A 15,513-nucleotide genomic window follows, 5' to 3' on the forward strand; every position below is an offset into this window, starting at 1 on the left:
GCGCAGCCCCTCAGCGGATGGCCGCCACCAGCGCGTCGCTGACGGAGCGCCAGACCACGCCGGCCTCCGTGAAGCCGGACTCCCGCAGCCGCGCGAGGTGCCACTGGGCCGAGCGGCTCTCCTCCTCCACCCGGGAGCCGTAGATCGCGTTGCGGGCGACGACGTGTTCGGCGAGCAGGGGGTCGGCCGCGGCGGCCGCCCACCAGCTGGGCCAGTCGAGTACGCCCTCCGCCCGTTCGCGCTCCTGGCGGCGGCGCTGGAACGCCTCGTCGGCGGCGTTGAGCAGCGGGGTGTCGGGGCTCGGGGCATGGTCGGCGTTGAGGAGCACGCCGCCGGGGCGGAGCAGGCCGAAGAGGTCGCGGTAGAGGCGGGCCAGGTCGTCGGCCGGCAGCCAGTGCAGGGCGGTGGCGGTGACCACGGCGTCGAAGGGGTCGGGCGGGAGCAGGGCGGCCCAGTCGGGGCTCCTGAGGTCGGCGGTGACCAGGGTGATCCGGGGCTCGGCTGCGAAGTGTCCGGCCGCGATCGCCAGCAGCGCGGGGTCGAGGTCCACACCGACGCTGACCGCGCCGGGCAGGCGGGCGAGGAGGCGTTCGCTGATGCTGCCGGTGCCGCAGGCGAGGTCGAGGACCCGCGGCGCGGGACCGGCGACGGCCTCGACCACGTCGAGCATCACCCGGAAGCGCTCCTCGCGGTCGGGCAGGTACCACTGCTGCTGGCGGTCCCAGCTTCGCTGCCAGGCGTTCCAGTGCTGCACATCGACGCTCACGGTCATGTCCCCGCTCCTCAGCAGTCGGCATCCGGCTCCGGCTCCGGCTCCGGCTCCGGTAATAAGCTTTGGCCCAGCTGGCCCATTACCAATCTAGCCGCCCGATAGTAATAGGCACAATACCTATAAGCCTGTTACATCTCATCCGACTTTCGCCCCGACACCGGGCTCTCACGTAGAGTTCGCCGGTACGGCTGGTACGGGCGAGACGAGCGGGAAGCAGTAGGCAGGTATGACGGCGGGCGTGGCCAACCAGGTAGACGAGCAGGCAGAGCAGCAGGCGGACGAGCAGGAAACCGGGCAGCGAAACGGCCAGGTGCCCAACCAGGCCCAGGGCCGGGCCCAGGCGGCCGAGCAGCCCGACGAGGAGATCGACTTCGGCCCCGGCCTCGACCCCGAGCGGCTGGAGCTCTGCCTGAGCGTGCTCGCCGAGCTCGACGAGCTGCACGTCGACCACCCGGACGCGATCACCGTCCGCAAGGCCGTCGGCGGCATCTTCCGTACCCTCAAGCAGCGCCGCCGCCAGGAGACCCGGGCCCGCAAGACCGCCAACGACCGGGCCGTGACCGCCCGTACCGCGACCGGCGCACCCGGCCGGATCGACGACGAGACGCTGGGCATCGCGCTGACCACCGTCACCACCACCGAGATCGCCGGGATCCTGGAGCGGCCGCGCAGCTGCTACACCTGCAAGGGCCGGTACGTCGAGGTGGACGCCTTCTACCACCAGCTCTGCCCGCCGTGCGCCGCCAAGAACCGTGCCCACCGCGACGCCCGCGCCGACCTCACCGGACGCCGCGCGCTGCTCACCGGCGGCCGCGCGAAGATCGGTATGTACATCGCGCTGCGCCTGCTCCGCGACGGCGCGCACACCACCATCACCACCCGCTTCCCCAATGACGCGATCCGCCGCTTCAAGGCCATGCCCGACAGCGCGGAGTGGCTGCACCGGCTGAAGATCGTCGGGATCGACCTGCGCGACCCGGCCCAGGTGGTGGCGCTGACCGACTCGGTCGCCGCCGAGGGGCCGCTGGACATCCTGATCAACAACGCCGCGCAGACCGTCCGCCGCTCGCCGGACTCCTACCGCGAGCTGGTCGCCGGGGAGTCCGCCCCGCTTCCCGCCGGCGAGCTGCCGCAGTCCTCCGTGATCGGGCGCTTCGGCAGCGGCAGCATCGACCGTCCCGCGCTGCCCGGCCGGTCGGAACCGCGCGAGGTGCTCAGCGCGGACGACGTCGCCGCGCTCGCCCTCGTCAGCGGCTCGGCCTCGCCGGCCCGGATCGAGGCCGGTACGGCGATCGACGCGGGCGGCCTCGTCCCGGATCTGTGCGACACCAACAGCTGGGTGCAGACCGTCAGCGAGGTGGACCCGGTCGAGCTGCTGGAGGTCCAACTCTGCAACGTCACCGCGCCGTTCATACTCGTCAGCAGGCTGCGCCCGGCGATGGCCGCCTCCACGGCGCGCCGCAAGTACGTGGTGAACGTCTCCGCGATGGAGGGCCAGTTCAGCAGGGGCTACAAGGGCGCGGGCCACCCGCACACCAACATGGCCAAGGCCGCGCTCAACATGCTCACCCGCACCAGCGCCGAGGAGATGCTGCAGACCGACGGCATCCTGATGACGGCCGTCGACACCGGCTGGATCACCGACGAGCGCCCGCACCCGGACAAGATGCGCCTCGCCGAGGAGGGCTTCCACGCCCCGCTCGACCTGGTGGACGGCGCGGCCCGGGTCTACGACCCGATCGTCCGCGGCGAGCAGGGTGTCGACCTGTACGGCTGCTTCCTCAAGGACTACGCACCGTCCCCCTGGTAAGTCCTACCGGGTCCCGGCGCATCGGGACCGAGTACGCCGGTCAGCCCGCAAGGAGACAGCGCCATGGCAGCCGCAGCCACCACCGCGCCCGTGCTCGGGGCCGGCGTGATCGTGCCCACCACCGACGGGCGGGTACTCCTGGGCCGGCGCATCACCGCTGGTGAGACGCCGACCTGGAGCCTGCCCGGCGGCAAGGTGGACCAGCCCGGCGAGTCCTTCGAACAGGCCGCAGCCAGGGAACTCGCGGAGGAGACCGGGATCGTCCTGCCGCCGCAGGAGATGCGGGTGCTGGCCGTCCTGCTGGACCACCGGCTCGGCCGGCCCCGGCTGACCGCCGCCGTCCTCGCCCCGCCCACCGACGCCCCGGCCCTGGTGACCGAGCCGCACTCCTGCGCGGGCTGGGAGCGCTTCGACGTGGACGCGCTGCCCGGCCCGATGTTCTACCCGTCGGGACTGGTGCTCGGCTCCTGGCTGCCCGGTTTCGCCGCACCGGACGGGGCCTTCGGCTACGACGTCACCGCCCGGCGCCCCGGGAACTGACCCGCAGGCAGCTCGGGGTGCCCGGTCCCTCAGCCGGCCAGCGCCTGCTTCGCCGCCCGCACCTGCTTCGCCGCCCGCGCCTGGGCCTCGATGCCGGCCCTGGCCGCGTCCGTGACCGCCGCATTGTCGCTGATCGCCTGCTCCTGGTAGGCGAAGTGGACCGCGTACCGGACACCCACCACGTCGTACTTCTTGCGGCACGCCGCGTCCGCGCGTCCTCCTGAGAGCTCCTCAGGGTCCCGGACTTGATGCCGTCGGCGATCTGCGCGTCGCCCACCCGGCCGTTCACCGCACCGGTCAGCTGCTCCGTCCCTTCGCCGACGCAGCCGTGCTCCGGCACTTTCAGGCCGTTGACGACCTGCCCACCAGGGCCGCGTGGTTCTTCACCTCGACGCCGGAGCCGCTGCTGCCGTTCGCGCCTCCACTGAAGTACTTGCCCGCGCGGTTCGAGACGTCGCCGGTCTGGATGTAGACGGCGCCGGCGCATCCGGCGTCCGCTACGGGGAGGGATCCACCCCCTCGGGTGGTGCGGTGAACGCAACCCCGCAAGGTCCCGGGGCCGTTCGGATGCCCGTACTTGCCAAGGCCGTATCGCCCTGGTATCGGCTCCGTAGCATGATGAGACGTCAGGTAGGGTGGCCCGGCGAGGCGGCACCGGTGGCCGAAACCCAACTGCCCCGGGATTGTCAGGAACTCCACAGCCGTGCTCGTAGTTTCCCCGGACGACCTGCTGATCATCAGCCGGCGGAACGAGCCCTTGCCCGAAGGCTGCAGAGGAACGGGGCAGGCGCAGGGCCGTTGCGCCGGCTGAACCCGTGGCCCGGTCCTCTCGTGTCGGGCGGGTGGGCCGGGGAGAACAAGGAGGCCCATTGGCCCGCAAACCGAGGCCCGTCGATCCGGCCGACGGACCCATACCGGCGTTCGCGTACGACCTCCGCAAGGTACGCGAGGAGGCCGGCAATCCCACCTACCGCGCACTCGCCACATCGGCCGGGTTCAGCGCGACCACACTGAGCGACGCCGCCGGCGGTGTCCGGCAGCCGAGTCTGGAGGTGACCCTGGCGTACGTCGGCGCGTGCGGCGGCGACGTACGCGGCTGGGAACGGCGCTGGTACGAACTCGACCGCGAACTGGCGCGCGAGCGCACCGGCTCCGCCACCGGCGCGGCCACCGCCGAGGAGGCGGCCGAGGAGACCGGAAAGGAGACACCCGCGAGCACCCCGGTGTCCCCCGAGACCCCGGCCTCCTCCGAGGGTCCCGAACTCCCGCCGCCGACGGACGGTGTCTCGGCCGGCCCCGGCAGGCTGCCGCCCTGGGCTCCCTGGTCCATCGCGGCGACAGCCGTCGCCGTCGTGGTGGTGCTCGGCCTGCTCGCGGTACGGGCGGCCGCCCCTGACCGGACGTCGCAGCCGACCGCGGCAACCGTGACCAGCCCCGCCTGCCCACCGGCCGGGCCGCCCGGATCGTTCTCCGGTACGACCTACAACGCCAACACCCTGGTCAGGGCCGGGGCAAGTCTGGGCACGCCGGTGGTGTTCCAGGCACCGTCCGGGTGCTCGCTGCAGTTCACCGGCTACTGTCTCGGCGACGTGGTGATCGACATCACCTCCGGTTCCCCGGACATGCGCTGGTTCAGGGTCAGCCAGGGCGGGGTGGTCTCCTCTGCGGTCATCCACGGCAACCCGCCGAGCACCATGCAGCCCTCCGAGTGCCCCGACTCCGTCCCGGCGCCGGCGGCGGTGTCACTCACCGTGGTCCGACAACCCGACGAATCGGACACCGTCGAACTGCGGTCGGCCGGCCGGTATGTGGCGATCGTCGGCTACGCCGCGTACTTCGCCCCGCCCGGCAGCTCGGCGCAGAGCCCGAAGTGGCAGCAGATCGGACTCACCGACACGGCGGCAGCAGGTTTCGCGGTGGCCTGGCGGCTCGGACCGCTGCGGGTCGGGGTCCCCGCCGACGCGACCGTCCCGGTGGTGGCGGTCGCCTGCCTCGGCGGGGGCGGGCCGACCACGGTCACCGACGCGCGGCGCATCCCGCTCGCGGCCGGTGACGGTCAGCCGGCTGCGCTCGACCGGGCCGCCCTGACCGATGCCGACCTGGTCAAGGCCGAGCAGGCCGCCTGCAAGTTCCCGCAGCGCGGCTGACCCCGGGCCGACTCCTCCGTGGACCACGCAGGCATCCCCACCCTGCGTGGTCCACGGCGCGACCGGGACGATACGGCCGCCCCGGAGACTGGCGACGGCAACGGCCGCTCACCGTCGGGACCCTGTCGGGCCGTCAACACGAGCGCCGTCGCACTGTCCTGTACCCAGCTCGGAGAGGCGACCCTTGAAACTCACCCGACTCCTGCGCCGGATATCCGGTGCGGCGACCGCCGCGGCCCTTGGCCTGGGCCTGCTGACCCTCACGACCTCGCCCGCCGCCGCGGCCACCGGCGGCGGCGCGGCAGCGCTGGCCGCCGCCAACGTGGCCATGACCGCCGGCACCTGTGCCAACACCCCCACCCACAACAGTCTGGGCGGCGACCAGTTCGAGCACAGCTGCGCGGGTGGCGGCTCGGGCGGCCCCGAGTACTGGTGCGCGGACTTCGCCCAGTGGGTCTGGAGCAACTCCGGCTTCTACACCGGCGGACTCGACGCCGCAGCGGCCAGCTTCTACACCTACGGCGAGACCAACGGCACCCTGCACACCTCGGCCTCGTACAACCCGCAGCCCGGCGACGCCGTCGTGTACGGCAGCACCCAGGACTCCGTGATCCACCATGTCGGCATCGTCACCGCGGTGAACGCGGACGGATCCGTCACCACCGCCAACGGCGACTGGAACGGCAAGGCGAACGCCACCTCTATGGCCGACTACGCGGTCAGCTCCAAGGTCGTCTCGATCACCATCCCGGCCGGCCAGAAGGCCGTCGGCAGCGTGCCCTCCACCGTGGACCCGGCCGACGGCTACATCATCAAGGGCTACACCACGCCGACCGCGACCGCCCCCGCCAACCCGTACAGCCCGAGCGCGGTCTGCGGCAGCGGCTACAGCGTGGTCGACACGCACGACCTCGGCGGCGCCGCCGTCTACCTGCTCTACAGCGGCTCCACCGGCCGCAACTGCGTGGTCACCCTCGCCGCCAAGCCGAGCGGCGCCGTCCCGATGAACGCCACGCTGAGCGTCCAGGGCGGCACCTCCACCAGCAACCCCGGAAGCTTCACGTACTACGCAGGGCCGGTCTCCGCGTACGCCGCCGGCTCGTGCGTGCAGTGGGGCGGCGCGTACCAGGGCGCCTCGTGGACCAGCGACTGGAGCCACTGCGGCTGAGAGCGTCCGCCAGTAGGCAACCCGTCAGGACGGGGGATGGTGCAACCGGCTCCGGTGAGTGCCCACTGGCCGAGCCTCCAGGACCCGCACGTCCGTGACCTGCGGTGCAGGACTCGCACCCGCGTTGTACGGAATTGATTGTCCGGCGCCACGGATCCTCGCCGGACAACCCGGAACGAGGTTGGATCGGTACCGACGGCCGGCGGCAGCGAGCAGCAACGGGGGCAAGCCGCACGGGGGCGCCGCCGGCCGTCGGTACCAGTTGTCCGATCCACCGAGCGGGGGGCAGATGGAATTCGGGATCCTGGGACCACTGCAGATCCGGGACGACGCGGAACTCCGCGTCGTTCCGGCTGCCAAGCAGCGCGTGCTGCTGGCGGCACTGCTGATCCGGCGAGGACAGGTGGTACCGGCGGGGCAGCTGGCGGACACCGTCTGGGACACCCGCCCACCGCGCAGCGCCTCCACCACCCTGCGCAACTACGTGATGCGGCTGCGCAAGGGCCTTGGCCCGGCCGGCGAGCGGATCGAGACCCGGGCAGGCGGCTACCTGATCAACGTCGACCCGGACGAGTTCGACGCCCACCGGTTCACCGTCCTGCAGGAGCTCGGCGGCGAAGCGCTGAGGCACGGGGTACCGGCACGCGCCGCCGCACTGTTCGACGAGGCGCTCGGGCTCTGGCGCGGTCCGGCCCTGGTGGACGTGGACTCGGACGCGCTGCACCGGGCGGAGGCCGAGCGGCTCGCCGAGGCCCGGCTCGACGTCCTGGAGTCCAAGCTGGAGGCCGAACTCCAGCTCGGCCACCACGCCGCGCTCTTCGGCGAGCTGCGCCTGCTCACCGCCGCCCACCCGGAACGGGAGCGCTTCTGGGTGCAGCTGATGACCGCGCTGTACCGCAGCGGCCGGCAGTCCGAGGCGCTCGCCGTCTACCGGCAGGTCCGCCGGTTCCTCGGCGAGGAGATCGGCGTCGAGCCCGGCACCGAGTTACGCGCCATCCACCAGCGGATCCTGTGCGCCGACCCCGACCTGGACGAGCTGGCGCCCAGACAGGGGGCCGCGGAGCGCGGCACCCTCCACCTCGCCACCGTGACGCCCTTCCAGCTGCCGCCCGACCTCCCGGACTTCACCGGCCGCGCGGCTGAGACGGCCGACCTGACGGCACGGCTCACCGCCGGCGGGCGGCGCGTGCCGCTGGTCGCGGTGGTCTCCGGCGGGCCGGGCAGCGGCAAGAGCGCCCTCGCGGTCCACGTCGCCCACGCCGTCCGGGCCGGTCATCCGGACGGCATCCTCTACGCCGACCTGCGCGGCACCCACCGCGAACCCACCGCACCGTGCACCGTGCTGCACGGCTTCCTGCTGGCGCTCGGTGTGCCGGCCTGCGCGATCCCGGGCGGCACCGCCGAACGCACGGCGCTGTACCGCTCGATGCTGGCCGGCCGGCGGCTGCTGGTCGTCCTCGACGACGCGCGGGACGCTGCCCAGGTCCGACCGCTGCTGCCCGCCGACCCGGCCAACACCGCCCTGGTCACCGGCCGGGGCCGGCTCACCGATCTCGCCGGGGCGCACCTCGTCCAGCCGGCGGCGATGTCCGACCGGGAGGCCCGTATCTTCCTGGCCCGAGCCTCGGGCCAGACCCGGACGACCGGCGACCCGCATGCGGCCGCCGCCCTGGTCCGGGTCTGCGGGGGCCTGCCGCTTGCCCTGCGGATCTGCGCGGCCCGGCTCGCCGCCCGGCCGTCCTGGACCGCCCGCGAGCTGGCCGACCGGCTCACCGCCGACGGCCGGCTCCTCGACGAGCTCCGCGCCGGCGACCTGGACGTCCGGGCCGCCTTCGACGGCACCCACGACGCCCTGGACCCGGCCGCCGCCCGTGCCTTCCGGCTGCTCGCCCTCGGTGGCGCCCCGAGTCTGCGGGTCGAGGCGGCCGCCCGCATCCTCGGCGAACCGGTCCCCCTCACCGAGCGGCTCCTCGAACGTCTGGTCGCCGCCCACCTGCTGAGCACCCCCGAGGCCGGCGAGTACCGCTACGACGACCTGCTGCTCGTCTACGCCCGCGAGCAGAGCCTGCGCCTCGACAGCGAGCTGGACCGCCGCCGGGCGCAGGAGCAGGCCGCGCAGCGCACCGGGCCCCTGGTGGCCATGGCCTGCTGAGGGGTCGGCCTCCAGGGCCGGACGACGTAGGCGGTCATCGTCCTGGCCATGCTGGCCGTCGGCACCGGCTTCCGGTCACCATGGGTACCCGGACTGCCCAGGCCCGCGACCTCCACGGCCGCCTCGCCCTCGCTCGGCCACGCCGGAGCCAACGGGCCCCGGCGAACGTGTACGACGTCGCGCCGGACTGCGTCAGCGCGGTGCCGGGCAGCGGGCGCAGCACCTGCACGGTGCAGAAGACGACCGCCGGCAGCACGACCAGCGGGGTCCAGATCTTCACCCGGCGCAGCACGGTACGCCACAGCGTCGGCCGCGGCGGAGGCGTGTTCGTCAGCTCGGCGAGCACCTTCAGCGGCTCCTCCGGCGGCACCGGCTGCTCCCTGGTCCGCTCCCGCTCGGCAAGCCCGCCGGTCCCAACGGCCATGGCGACCGTCGCCGCCCCAGCGGGCTCTTCGGGCGTGGACGGCTCCTCGGGGGTGCGCCATGAACGACGCCCCGTCACCGATATTCAAGCCGACGGCCCGGGCCGACCTGTGACCTGTCGCCACACCCGTCGGCAGGCGCTCCGCCGCACCGCCCAACCCGCAGACGAGGGCGGCACACCCACCGGTTCCCGGATATAGCGATCATCCGGCAATAGGCGTTCGGACAACGGCGTGGACCGTGCGGCCTCACCTACCGGTCCCGCTGCGGTCGTGATTCGCTCAGTCCGGGGCAGGGGTGGGGAGTTGGGCGAGCAGTTGGCCGGTGGTGATGAGCTGGCCTGATCCGATGAAGCGGGTGGCGATGCGCAGGGCGGCATCGTGCACGGCGGAACCGGCGTCGCTGGCGGTGGCATCGGTGAGCAGCCAAGGGGTGTAACCGAGTTCGAAGGCGTCGGCCACGGACTTGAGGACGCAGCTGTCGGTGGCGATACCGCAGAAGACGATGTGGTGCCAGCCTTCCCGTTCAGCCAGGGCGGTGCCTTCGGGGGTGAAGCAGGTATAGGCGGGCTTGTCGATGACGGCGAGCGCCCGGCGGGCGTGCTCGGCGAGTTCGGGGGCGAGGTCCGTCTCGGGCGAGGTCTGGAGGCGGGTCCAGTGCAGCAGTCGTTCGAACGGGCTGCCGGGGCTGTTGAGATAGCGGGTGAAGACCACCGGGCGGTGGGCCTGCTGCCAGCGGTCGACCAGGCCGGTGATGGTGGGCAGGAGGTGACGGGTGTGCTGGTTGAGGAAGCCGTTCTGCATGTCGATGACGACCAGTGCGGCGCCGGCCGCCTCGGTGGTGTTCATGGTGTGCTCAACTCCTGTCCGTCAGGCCACAGCGTCGCGCAGGGCTCCCCGGCGCTCTACTCAAGCCCGATTGGTGACTTACTGTGAGCGTGTCACCAACCGGGCTTGACGACCTCATTGGGAATCAGTAGCGGGGCGCGCTGGCGAACGTGGCCAAAGACCCCGCGAAGGGGCCGCCGTCGCCGAAGGCCAGCGCCGCGAAGTTCCCGCCGATGCGGCGGTGGCCGGCGGCGTCGGGGTGGACCTCGTCGGGCAGCGGCAGCTCGGCGTAGTCGGCCTCGCCGTAAAGCGAACGGCCGTCCAGGTAGTGCAGGTTCGGGTCGTCGGCCGCCCGCTGCTCGACGATGCGGGTGAGCTCGTCGCGGATGACGTTCAGCGTCAGGCGGCCCGCGGCGCGCTCGGCCGGGTCGCCGGTGGCTTTGAACCGCACCGTCCCGCCGTCGAAGTCCGGCGCGAGGGGGCCGGGGGTGTCCTCCTGGACGGGGCACAGGACGGGAGAGACGACCAGCAGCGGGGTGTCCGGGTGGCCATCGCGGATCGTGTCGAGGAAGCCGTGCACCGCAGGGCCGAAGGCACGCAGCCGCATCACGTCGGCGTTGACGATGTTGATGCCGATCTTGACGCTGATCAGGTCCGCCGGGGTGTCGCGCATCGCGCGTGCGGTGAACGGGTCGAGCAGCGCGCTGCCGCCGAACCCCAGGTTGACCAGCTCCACACCGCCCTGGGCGGCGGCCAGCGCCGGCCAAGTGGTGGTCGGGGTGGCGGCGTTGGAGCCGTGGCTGATCGAACTGCCGTGGTGCAGCCACACGCGACGGCCGCGCTCCGGTGCGGGCTCGACCGGGGCGTCGGTGCGCAGGGCGATCAGCTCGGTGATCTCCGTGTGGGGCAGCCAGATCTCGATGTCCTTGTCGCCCGTGGCCAGGTCGGCGAACCGGGCCGTGCCGGGCGGGCCCTCGTGCAGCTCGACCTCCTGGGTGGCCATGTCGAGGGTACGCACGTTGCCGCCGGCCACGGTGGCCCGGGCCGCGAGCCGACCGTCGACGAGCAGGTCGTACACGCCGTCCGCCGGAGCCGGGGCCGGGACGCCTCGGTAGGCCCTCTTCGTGGGAAGCGTGTCCAGTTCGATGGTGGTGGCTCGGGTGCGGAAGGCCAGGCGTACGCCGGAAGGCTGGGCTTCGGCCATGGCCAGCTGGCCGTCGGGGATCTGCCGCCGGGCCCACAGGGGCAGCCGGTGCGGCAGCAGGCCGTGCGCGGTGCGTTCCACGTCGAGGGCGCCGCGCAGCAGTTCCGGGGCGATGGGGGTGGTGATCCAGTTGTCCTGAGCGTTCATTGTCCCAGCTTGTTGATCGGCGCGTCCGAGTCGTCCGGACACGCCGATACGTCAAAGTCGAGCGGTCAGTGGCCGGTGGCCGGTGGCCGGTGCCGTGGGGGCGCGGTCAGGACCTGGGCCAGTTGCGCAGCTGGGCGTCGAGGGAATCCAGGATCCATGACCAGGTTTCCTGCGAGTCGGGGGCGCTGTGGCTGAAGCCGCCGGCCATCTCCAGGCTGACGTAGCCGTGGAAGATGCTGCCCAGCATCCGGACCGCGTGTGTCCGGTCCGGCTCCGTCAGGTCGTAGCCGCGCAGAATCGCCCGCGTCATCTGCGCGTGCCTGCCGCCGGCGCTGGCCGCCGCCGTCTCCGGGTCGAGTCGCAGCTGCGCCGCGGCGTAGCGGCCGGGGTGCTCCCGGGCGTAGTCGCGATAGGCGTTGGCGAAGGCGGTCAGGGCGTCCTTGCCGGCGCGCCCGGCCAGGGCGGCGGCGACCCGGTCCGCCAGTTCCTCCAGGGCGAGTAGGGCGATCTTCGCCTTGAGGTCCTGGGAGCTCTTGATGTGCGAGTACAGGCTCGCGGTCGTGACGTCGAACCGCCTGGCGAGTGCCGGGACGGTCACCTTGTCGAAGCCGACCTCGTCGGCCAGTTCCGCCCCAGCCTGGGCGAGACGCTCCGTGGTCAGTCCTGCTCGTGCCATGACCACCCTCCCTTCCGGCAGAGTCGATTAAGATTTTGCCTAATCGATTTAGGAAACTTAGCCTACCACTCATGAAGCCACTGACTGAGCAAGAGATCCGTGCCGGGTTCGTGAACTGCGGCAAGGGCGCGGCGAAGCGTCTGTTCGTCCCGCGCGACCTGGCCGACCGGCCATGGGACGACCTGGACTTCCTCGGCTGGCGAGACCCCCAGTCCCCTGATCGCGCCTGTCTCGTGGCCGAGCTGGACGGCCGCCCGGTTGGCGTCGTGCTGCGCAGTTCCGGCCCCAGTTCCCGGCAGGCCCGGCGCAGCATGTGCTCGGTGTGCGTGACCACCCACACCGGCGGCGTCTCCCTGATGGTCGCGCCGCGGGCCGGGAAGGGCGGGCAGCAGGGCAACTCGGTGGGCGCCTACCTGTGCAGCGACCTCGCCTGCTCGCTCTACGTACGCGGCCAGAAGGACTCGGGCGTCGGCGCCCGGCTCCACGAGTCGATCACTCTGGAAGAGAAGATCCAGCGGACTGCGTCCAATATCGCCGCGTTCATCGCCAAGGTGACCGCATGACCCGTCGGGCGGGGCCGGAGGCGGCGGTGAACACGGTGCCGTCCTGGCGGGTGGCCAGATAGTGAAGGGGCGTCTTCTTCAAGGGGTGCCGCCTTCCCGGTGCGGTCGGTGTCCGGCCGGGCGGCCGCGCCGCGCACCAGTGCACCCCCGCCCGGACCGGGTGCCGAACGGGGGCATGCTGCTGGAGGAGGCCCTCTGCGGCCGCGGTCCGAGCGCCGGCCCGGCAGATCGTCGAATCCCCCGGCTTTCGCGGCCCCGCCTTCAGCACGGGCGAGCAGTGGCTCCACGACTGCGCCCACGGCTCGGGAAGCAAGGGTTCCGGCGATGCCGGCACCTGGATCCGCTTCGGCCGGATCCAGCACATGACCTTCGCCGTCCAGAAGCTTTCGGATACGGCCACTTGACCGCCCCTCCACTCAGTGACGCCGCCCGGTCGACCGTACCGACCCCTCAGGCTCCACGGATTGCGGAACCCGAGTGGGGTCGGATCATCCGTCAGTGGCGTGTGTAAGGGGCGACCAGCGCGGCCGAGGCGAGTGCTCGACGTTGAATCTCCCCGAGAGTCTGGGCAGGTGGTGTACTGCCGTCGAAGGACGTCGGCATCGGCTCGCGCAGCGCGTACAGCGTCAGCTGGTATCTGTGAGTGCTGCCATGGGGTGGGCAGGGCCCGGTGTAGGTGGCCTCTCCGAAGTCGTTGAGGGCCTCACGGGCGCCCGGAATGAGCTGGTGGGCGGTGAGCCCGTGAGCGCCGGCCGGGATCCCGAGCTGCAGCCAGTGAATCTTGTTCACGTCCAAGTCGACCATGACGAGCGCGAGTTCCGCCGTCCCGGTCGGCACGTCGGCGAAGTTCAGGCCCGGCGAGTAGTCCTGCGGGTCGTCGCAGGTCATGAGCGAGGTGAATGCGCCGGACTGGTCGAAGCCCTGCCCCCGGGTCAGGGCCAGCGGGCCGGTGGGAGCAGAGGCCGTGCGCGCGGTCGCTGCGGCGGATGCCTGCGCGTCAGGACCGGGCTCGGAGGTGCTGGAGGCGCAGGCAGCGCACGCCAGCAGTACTGCCGCGGCCACCACAGGCGCCTGGATTCGGGATCCTCGCATATCACCACTGTAGGTGTCCGATCCTGCACGATTGGTTATCGACGCTTGCCTTGACCGGCGGACAGGACTCCCTGGTCACGGAACCGGACACCATTCAACTGCCGTCCCAGCAGCAGCAGACAGCTACCGGCCGGTACGGAGCCGTATCCATCGCACGGGCGGGGCGGTACAACGAACAGGAGGAAAGTGGAGAGCCGACGGGTTCCCCTGCTGGCATCTTGAGCTAACTACGCCTGTTCATGCAGGTCACGGCCACGTGATAGGGCTTCACTCAATCGCGTGAGAATCTGACGGTAACTCGCAGATTCCAGGAGTCCCACTCGTAATCTGCGTGTTTGTGGCAGATTCCGGGAGTCGCCGCTTCACCGTCCTCGATGGCGGAGGCGGCCTTGCTCCGCACGGTGACTCTGGCGAGACCCCGGTGGTCGAGCCAGGGCTTGCCGATGTCCTGACGCTGCAGCGCCCTGCCGTCGAGCTGTCCGAGCTTGAGGCGGAACGGGCGCTGTTTCAGGATTCGCTGGCTGAGTACTGTTGGGCCCGGGACGTCGCCGGTCTTGCCCCAAAGACTCTGGATGCTCTTGTACAGCCGGTCCTTGAGGTCTGCGCGTTCTACGACGTCGTTCCCTGGCGGCTGAACTCGCGGGAGCTGGACCGCTACTTCGCCGGCCCGGGCAAGCCCAATCGCCACACGACGATGCGCTCGAAGATCAACCGGATCGACGGGTACTTCGCCTTCCTGGAGCAGCGCTACGCGGGGGAGATCCTGCGTCGCTTCGGTGCCGCGGTCGAGTCGCCGGTCGACGCGTTCAACCGTCCCCGGCACCGTGGCGACTTCGGGCTGCGCATCCCTCCGTCGGCGAGGGAGACGCAGGACTTCTTCAGGTCCTGGCGTGCCGCTCTTCCCACCGCGCGGAAGTACCCCGTGGCGGTGCGCAACTACGTAATATCGAAGCTGACCTACATCTCGGGCGTGCGCGCAGCCGAGCTGTGCCGGGGGCGGATCGGCGACGTGCACTGGGAGAACGGGCAGTGGGGCCGCTTCCTTGTGCAGGGTAAGGGCGCGCGGGGCTCTGGGCCCAGGGAGCGGGAGGCGTGCCTGTTCCGGGAGGGGCGTGAGCTGCTGTGGTGGTTCGTCGAGGAGGTGCGGGGGGAGTTCGGCGACGACCCGACCGACCCGCACGCGCCGCTGTTCCCCTCCGAGCGGCTGCCCAGGTCGGTCGCCGACCTGAACCTGCCGATCTCGCTGGCGGTGGTTCCCGACACGTTCCGCCGCGCGCTGAAGGCGGCGTCCCGCGAGTACCTCAAGGGCTCGGTCACCGAGTTGTTCCCCATCTGCTGAGGCATGCCTGCGCGACCCACAACTATGAGGCCGGGATGCCGTTGTGGGATGTGCAGGTCTTGTTGGGCCATACCTGGGCCTCGACCACGGTCGGGTACCTGGCGACCGCCAAGGGCGACCCGGAGCGGATGTGTCTGGAATCTTCCCGGCGAGCGGTTCGCCGGCTGAGCGTGGAGGCGTGATCCGATGAAGTGGAACCTGCGCTGGGTGGCTGCCCGGCGGGACATCTGGCGGCCGGCCCAGCTCCTGGGGGCCTTCCAGGAGGTGGGCTTCAACCCTTCGCTGAGCAAGGTCGCCGCCCTGTGGTCCAACAAGCCGGTCACGGTCCGGTTGGAGGACCTCGACCTGATCTGTGCGGCGCTCCAGTGTTCGGTAGCGGACCTGATGGAGGCCGAGACCGTCGCCGCGGCCCAGGACCGGAAGAGCGAGGCGCCGCGGGCGGTCGGGCAGACGGGTGCGGTGCGTCCCGTGCCGAGGCCCTCAAGTGGCGGTCGGCGCCGCGCGCTTCCGCCGAACTAACCGGGGCGGCGCGAATGGGGCGGGGACGGACCCGGCGGGCCGGGTCGTGCGAGGAGTGCCTGGACTGGGGCCTGATGCCGACGGGCGGGTAGCGCCCGGAGTGCGCGCGTGCCCACGCCAGGGGTGGGAACGGT

The 15,513-nt window shown here is 71.7% G+C and carries 16 protein-coding genes; 10 read left to right on the forward strand and 6 right to left on the reverse strand.

Going from position 1 to position 15,513, the window contains the following annotated elements:
* Positions 1–10: 10 nt before the first annotated feature.
* The gene (locus P3T39_RS08675) at positions 11–772 is read right to left on the reverse strand and encodes a class I SAM-dependent methyltransferase (RefSeq protein WP_280696772.1); all 762 of its coding nucleotides are present in this window, start codon (positions 770–772) and stop codon (positions 11–13) included.
* Positions 773–1,136: 364 nt separating this feature from the next.
* Here P3T39_RS08675 and P3T39_RS08680 point away from each other — a divergent pair, with 364 nt between their 5' ends.
* Both P3T39_RS08680 and P3T39_RS08685 read left to right on the forward strand, forming a co-directional pair.
* Positions 1,137–2,582: an SDR family oxidoreductase gene (locus P3T39_RS08680; RefSeq protein WP_280696857.1), complete on the forward strand. Its 1,446-nt coding sequence runs from the start codon at positions 1,137–1,139 to the stop codon at positions 2,580–2,582.
* A gap of 63 nt (positions 2,583–2,645) precedes the next feature.
* A complete protein-coding gene (locus P3T39_RS08685) occupies positions 2,646–3,122 on the forward strand; it encodes an NUDIX domain-containing protein (RefSeq protein WP_280696773.1) in 477 nt (158 codons plus the stop codon).
* 29 nt (positions 3,123–3,151) lie between these two features.
* On the opposite strand, the gene P3T39_RS08690 is transcribed toward P3T39_RS08685, so the two are convergent.
* The gene (locus P3T39_RS08690; RefSeq protein WP_280696774.1) at positions 3,152–3,304 is read right to left on the reverse strand and encodes a hypothetical protein; all 153 of its coding nucleotides are present in this window, start codon (positions 3,302–3,304) and stop codon (positions 3,152–3,154) included.
* A 687-nt stretch (positions 3,305–3,991) separates the two neighbouring features.
* Here P3T39_RS08690 and P3T39_RS08695 point away from each other — a divergent pair.
* From P3T39_RS08695 to P3T39_RS08710, 4 genes are all read left to right on the forward strand, one after another.
* A complete protein-coding gene (locus tag P3T39_RS08695) occupies positions 3,992–5,269 on the forward strand; it encodes a helix-turn-helix transcriptional regulator (RefSeq protein WP_280696775.1) in 1,278 nt (425 codons plus the stop codon).
* Between the two features lie 184 nt (positions 5,270–5,453).
* Positions 5,454–6,437: a CHAP domain-containing protein gene (locus P3T39_RS08700; protein ID WP_280696776.1), complete on the forward strand. Its 984-nt coding sequence runs from the start codon at positions 5,454–5,456 to the stop codon at positions 6,435–6,437.
* A 289-nt stretch (positions 6,438–6,726) separates the two neighbouring features.
* Complete coding sequence (locus P3T39_RS08705; protein WP_280696777.1) at positions 6,727–8,589, forward strand: AfsR/SARP family transcriptional regulator; 1,863 nt, start codon at positions 6,727–6,729, stop codon at positions 8,587–8,589.
* 80 nt (positions 8,590–8,669) lie between these two features.
* A complete protein-coding gene (locus tag P3T39_RS08710) occupies positions 8,670–9,212 on the forward strand; it encodes a hypothetical protein (RefSeq protein WP_280696778.1) in 543 nt (180 codons plus the stop codon).
* An 81-nt stretch (positions 9,213–9,293) separates the two neighbouring features.
* Here the strand turns inward: P3T39_RS08710 and P3T39_RS08715 are convergent, their stop codons facing one another.
* The 3 genes from P3T39_RS08715 to P3T39_RS08725 form a co-directional block, all read right to left on the reverse strand.
* The gene (locus P3T39_RS08715) at positions 9,294–9,860 is read right to left on the reverse strand and encodes an isochorismatase family cysteine hydrolase (protein WP_280696779.1); all 567 of its coding nucleotides are present in this window, start codon (positions 9,858–9,860) and stop codon (positions 9,294–9,296) included.
* A gap of 124 nt (positions 9,861–9,984) precedes the next feature.
* Positions 9,985–11,190 carry a GDSL-type esterase/lipase family protein gene (locus tag P3T39_RS08720; RefSeq protein ID WP_280696780.1) on the reverse strand — a complete coding sequence of 402 codons (1,206 nt, stop codon included), beginning with the start codon at positions 11,188–11,190 and terminating at the stop codon, positions 9,985–9,987.
* A 106-nt stretch (positions 11,191–11,296) separates the two neighbouring features.
* Complete coding sequence (locus P3T39_RS08725) at positions 11,297–11,866, reverse strand: TetR/AcrR family transcriptional regulator (protein ID WP_280696781.1); 570 nt, start codon at positions 11,864–11,866, stop codon at positions 11,297–11,299.
* Between the two features lie 71 nt (positions 11,867–11,937).
* Between P3T39_RS08725 and P3T39_RS08730 the strand changes: the two genes are divergently transcribed.
* Positions 11,938–12,429 carry an FBP domain-containing protein gene (locus P3T39_RS08730; RefSeq protein WP_280696782.1) on the forward strand — a complete coding sequence of 164 codons (492 nt, stop codon included), beginning with the start codon at positions 11,938–11,940 and terminating at the stop codon, positions 12,427–12,429.
* Between the two features lie 495 nt (positions 12,430–12,924).
* Here P3T39_RS08730 and P3T39_RS08735 read toward each other — a convergent pair whose 3' ends face one another.
* The gene (locus P3T39_RS08735; protein ID WP_280696783.1) at positions 12,925–13,521 is read right to left on the reverse strand and encodes a YbhB/YbcL family Raf kinase inhibitor-like protein; all 597 of its coding nucleotides are present in this window, start codon (positions 13,519–13,521) and stop codon (positions 12,925–12,927) included.
* 337 nt (positions 13,522–13,858) lie between these two features.
* On the opposite strand from P3T39_RS08735, the gene P3T39_RS08740 reads away from it, so the two are divergent.
* The 3 genes from P3T39_RS08740 to P3T39_RS08745 are packed head-to-tail and all read left to right on the forward strand — an operon-like array spanning position 13,859 to position 15,379.
* Positions 13,859–14,860 (forward strand): site-specific integrase, encoded by a 1,002-nt coding sequence (locus tag P3T39_RS08740; RefSeq protein WP_348534321.1) that lies wholly within the window; start codon positions 13,859–13,861, stop codon positions 14,858–14,860.
* The gene (locus tag P3T39_RS37525; protein ID WP_348534320.1) at positions 14,857–15,042 is read left to right on the forward strand and encodes a tyrosine-type recombinase/integrase; all 186 of its coding nucleotides are present in this window, start codon (positions 14,857–14,859) and stop codon (positions 15,040–15,042) included. Before P3T39_RS08740 ends, P3T39_RS37525 begins: the two co-directional genes overlap by 4 nt.
* A 4-nt stretch (positions 15,043–15,046) precedes the next feature.
* Positions 15,047–15,379, forward strand: a complete 333-nt coding sequence (locus tag P3T39_RS08745; protein WP_280696784.1) for a helix-turn-helix transcriptional regulator — start codon at positions 15,047–15,049, stop codon at positions 15,377–15,379.
* Positions 15,380–15,513 lie beyond the last annotated feature (134 nt).

It is taken from the genome of Kitasatospora sp. GP82, assembly GCF_029892105.1.
GTDB lineage: Bacteria > Actinomycetota > Actinomycetes > Streptomycetales > Streptomycetaceae > Kitasatospora.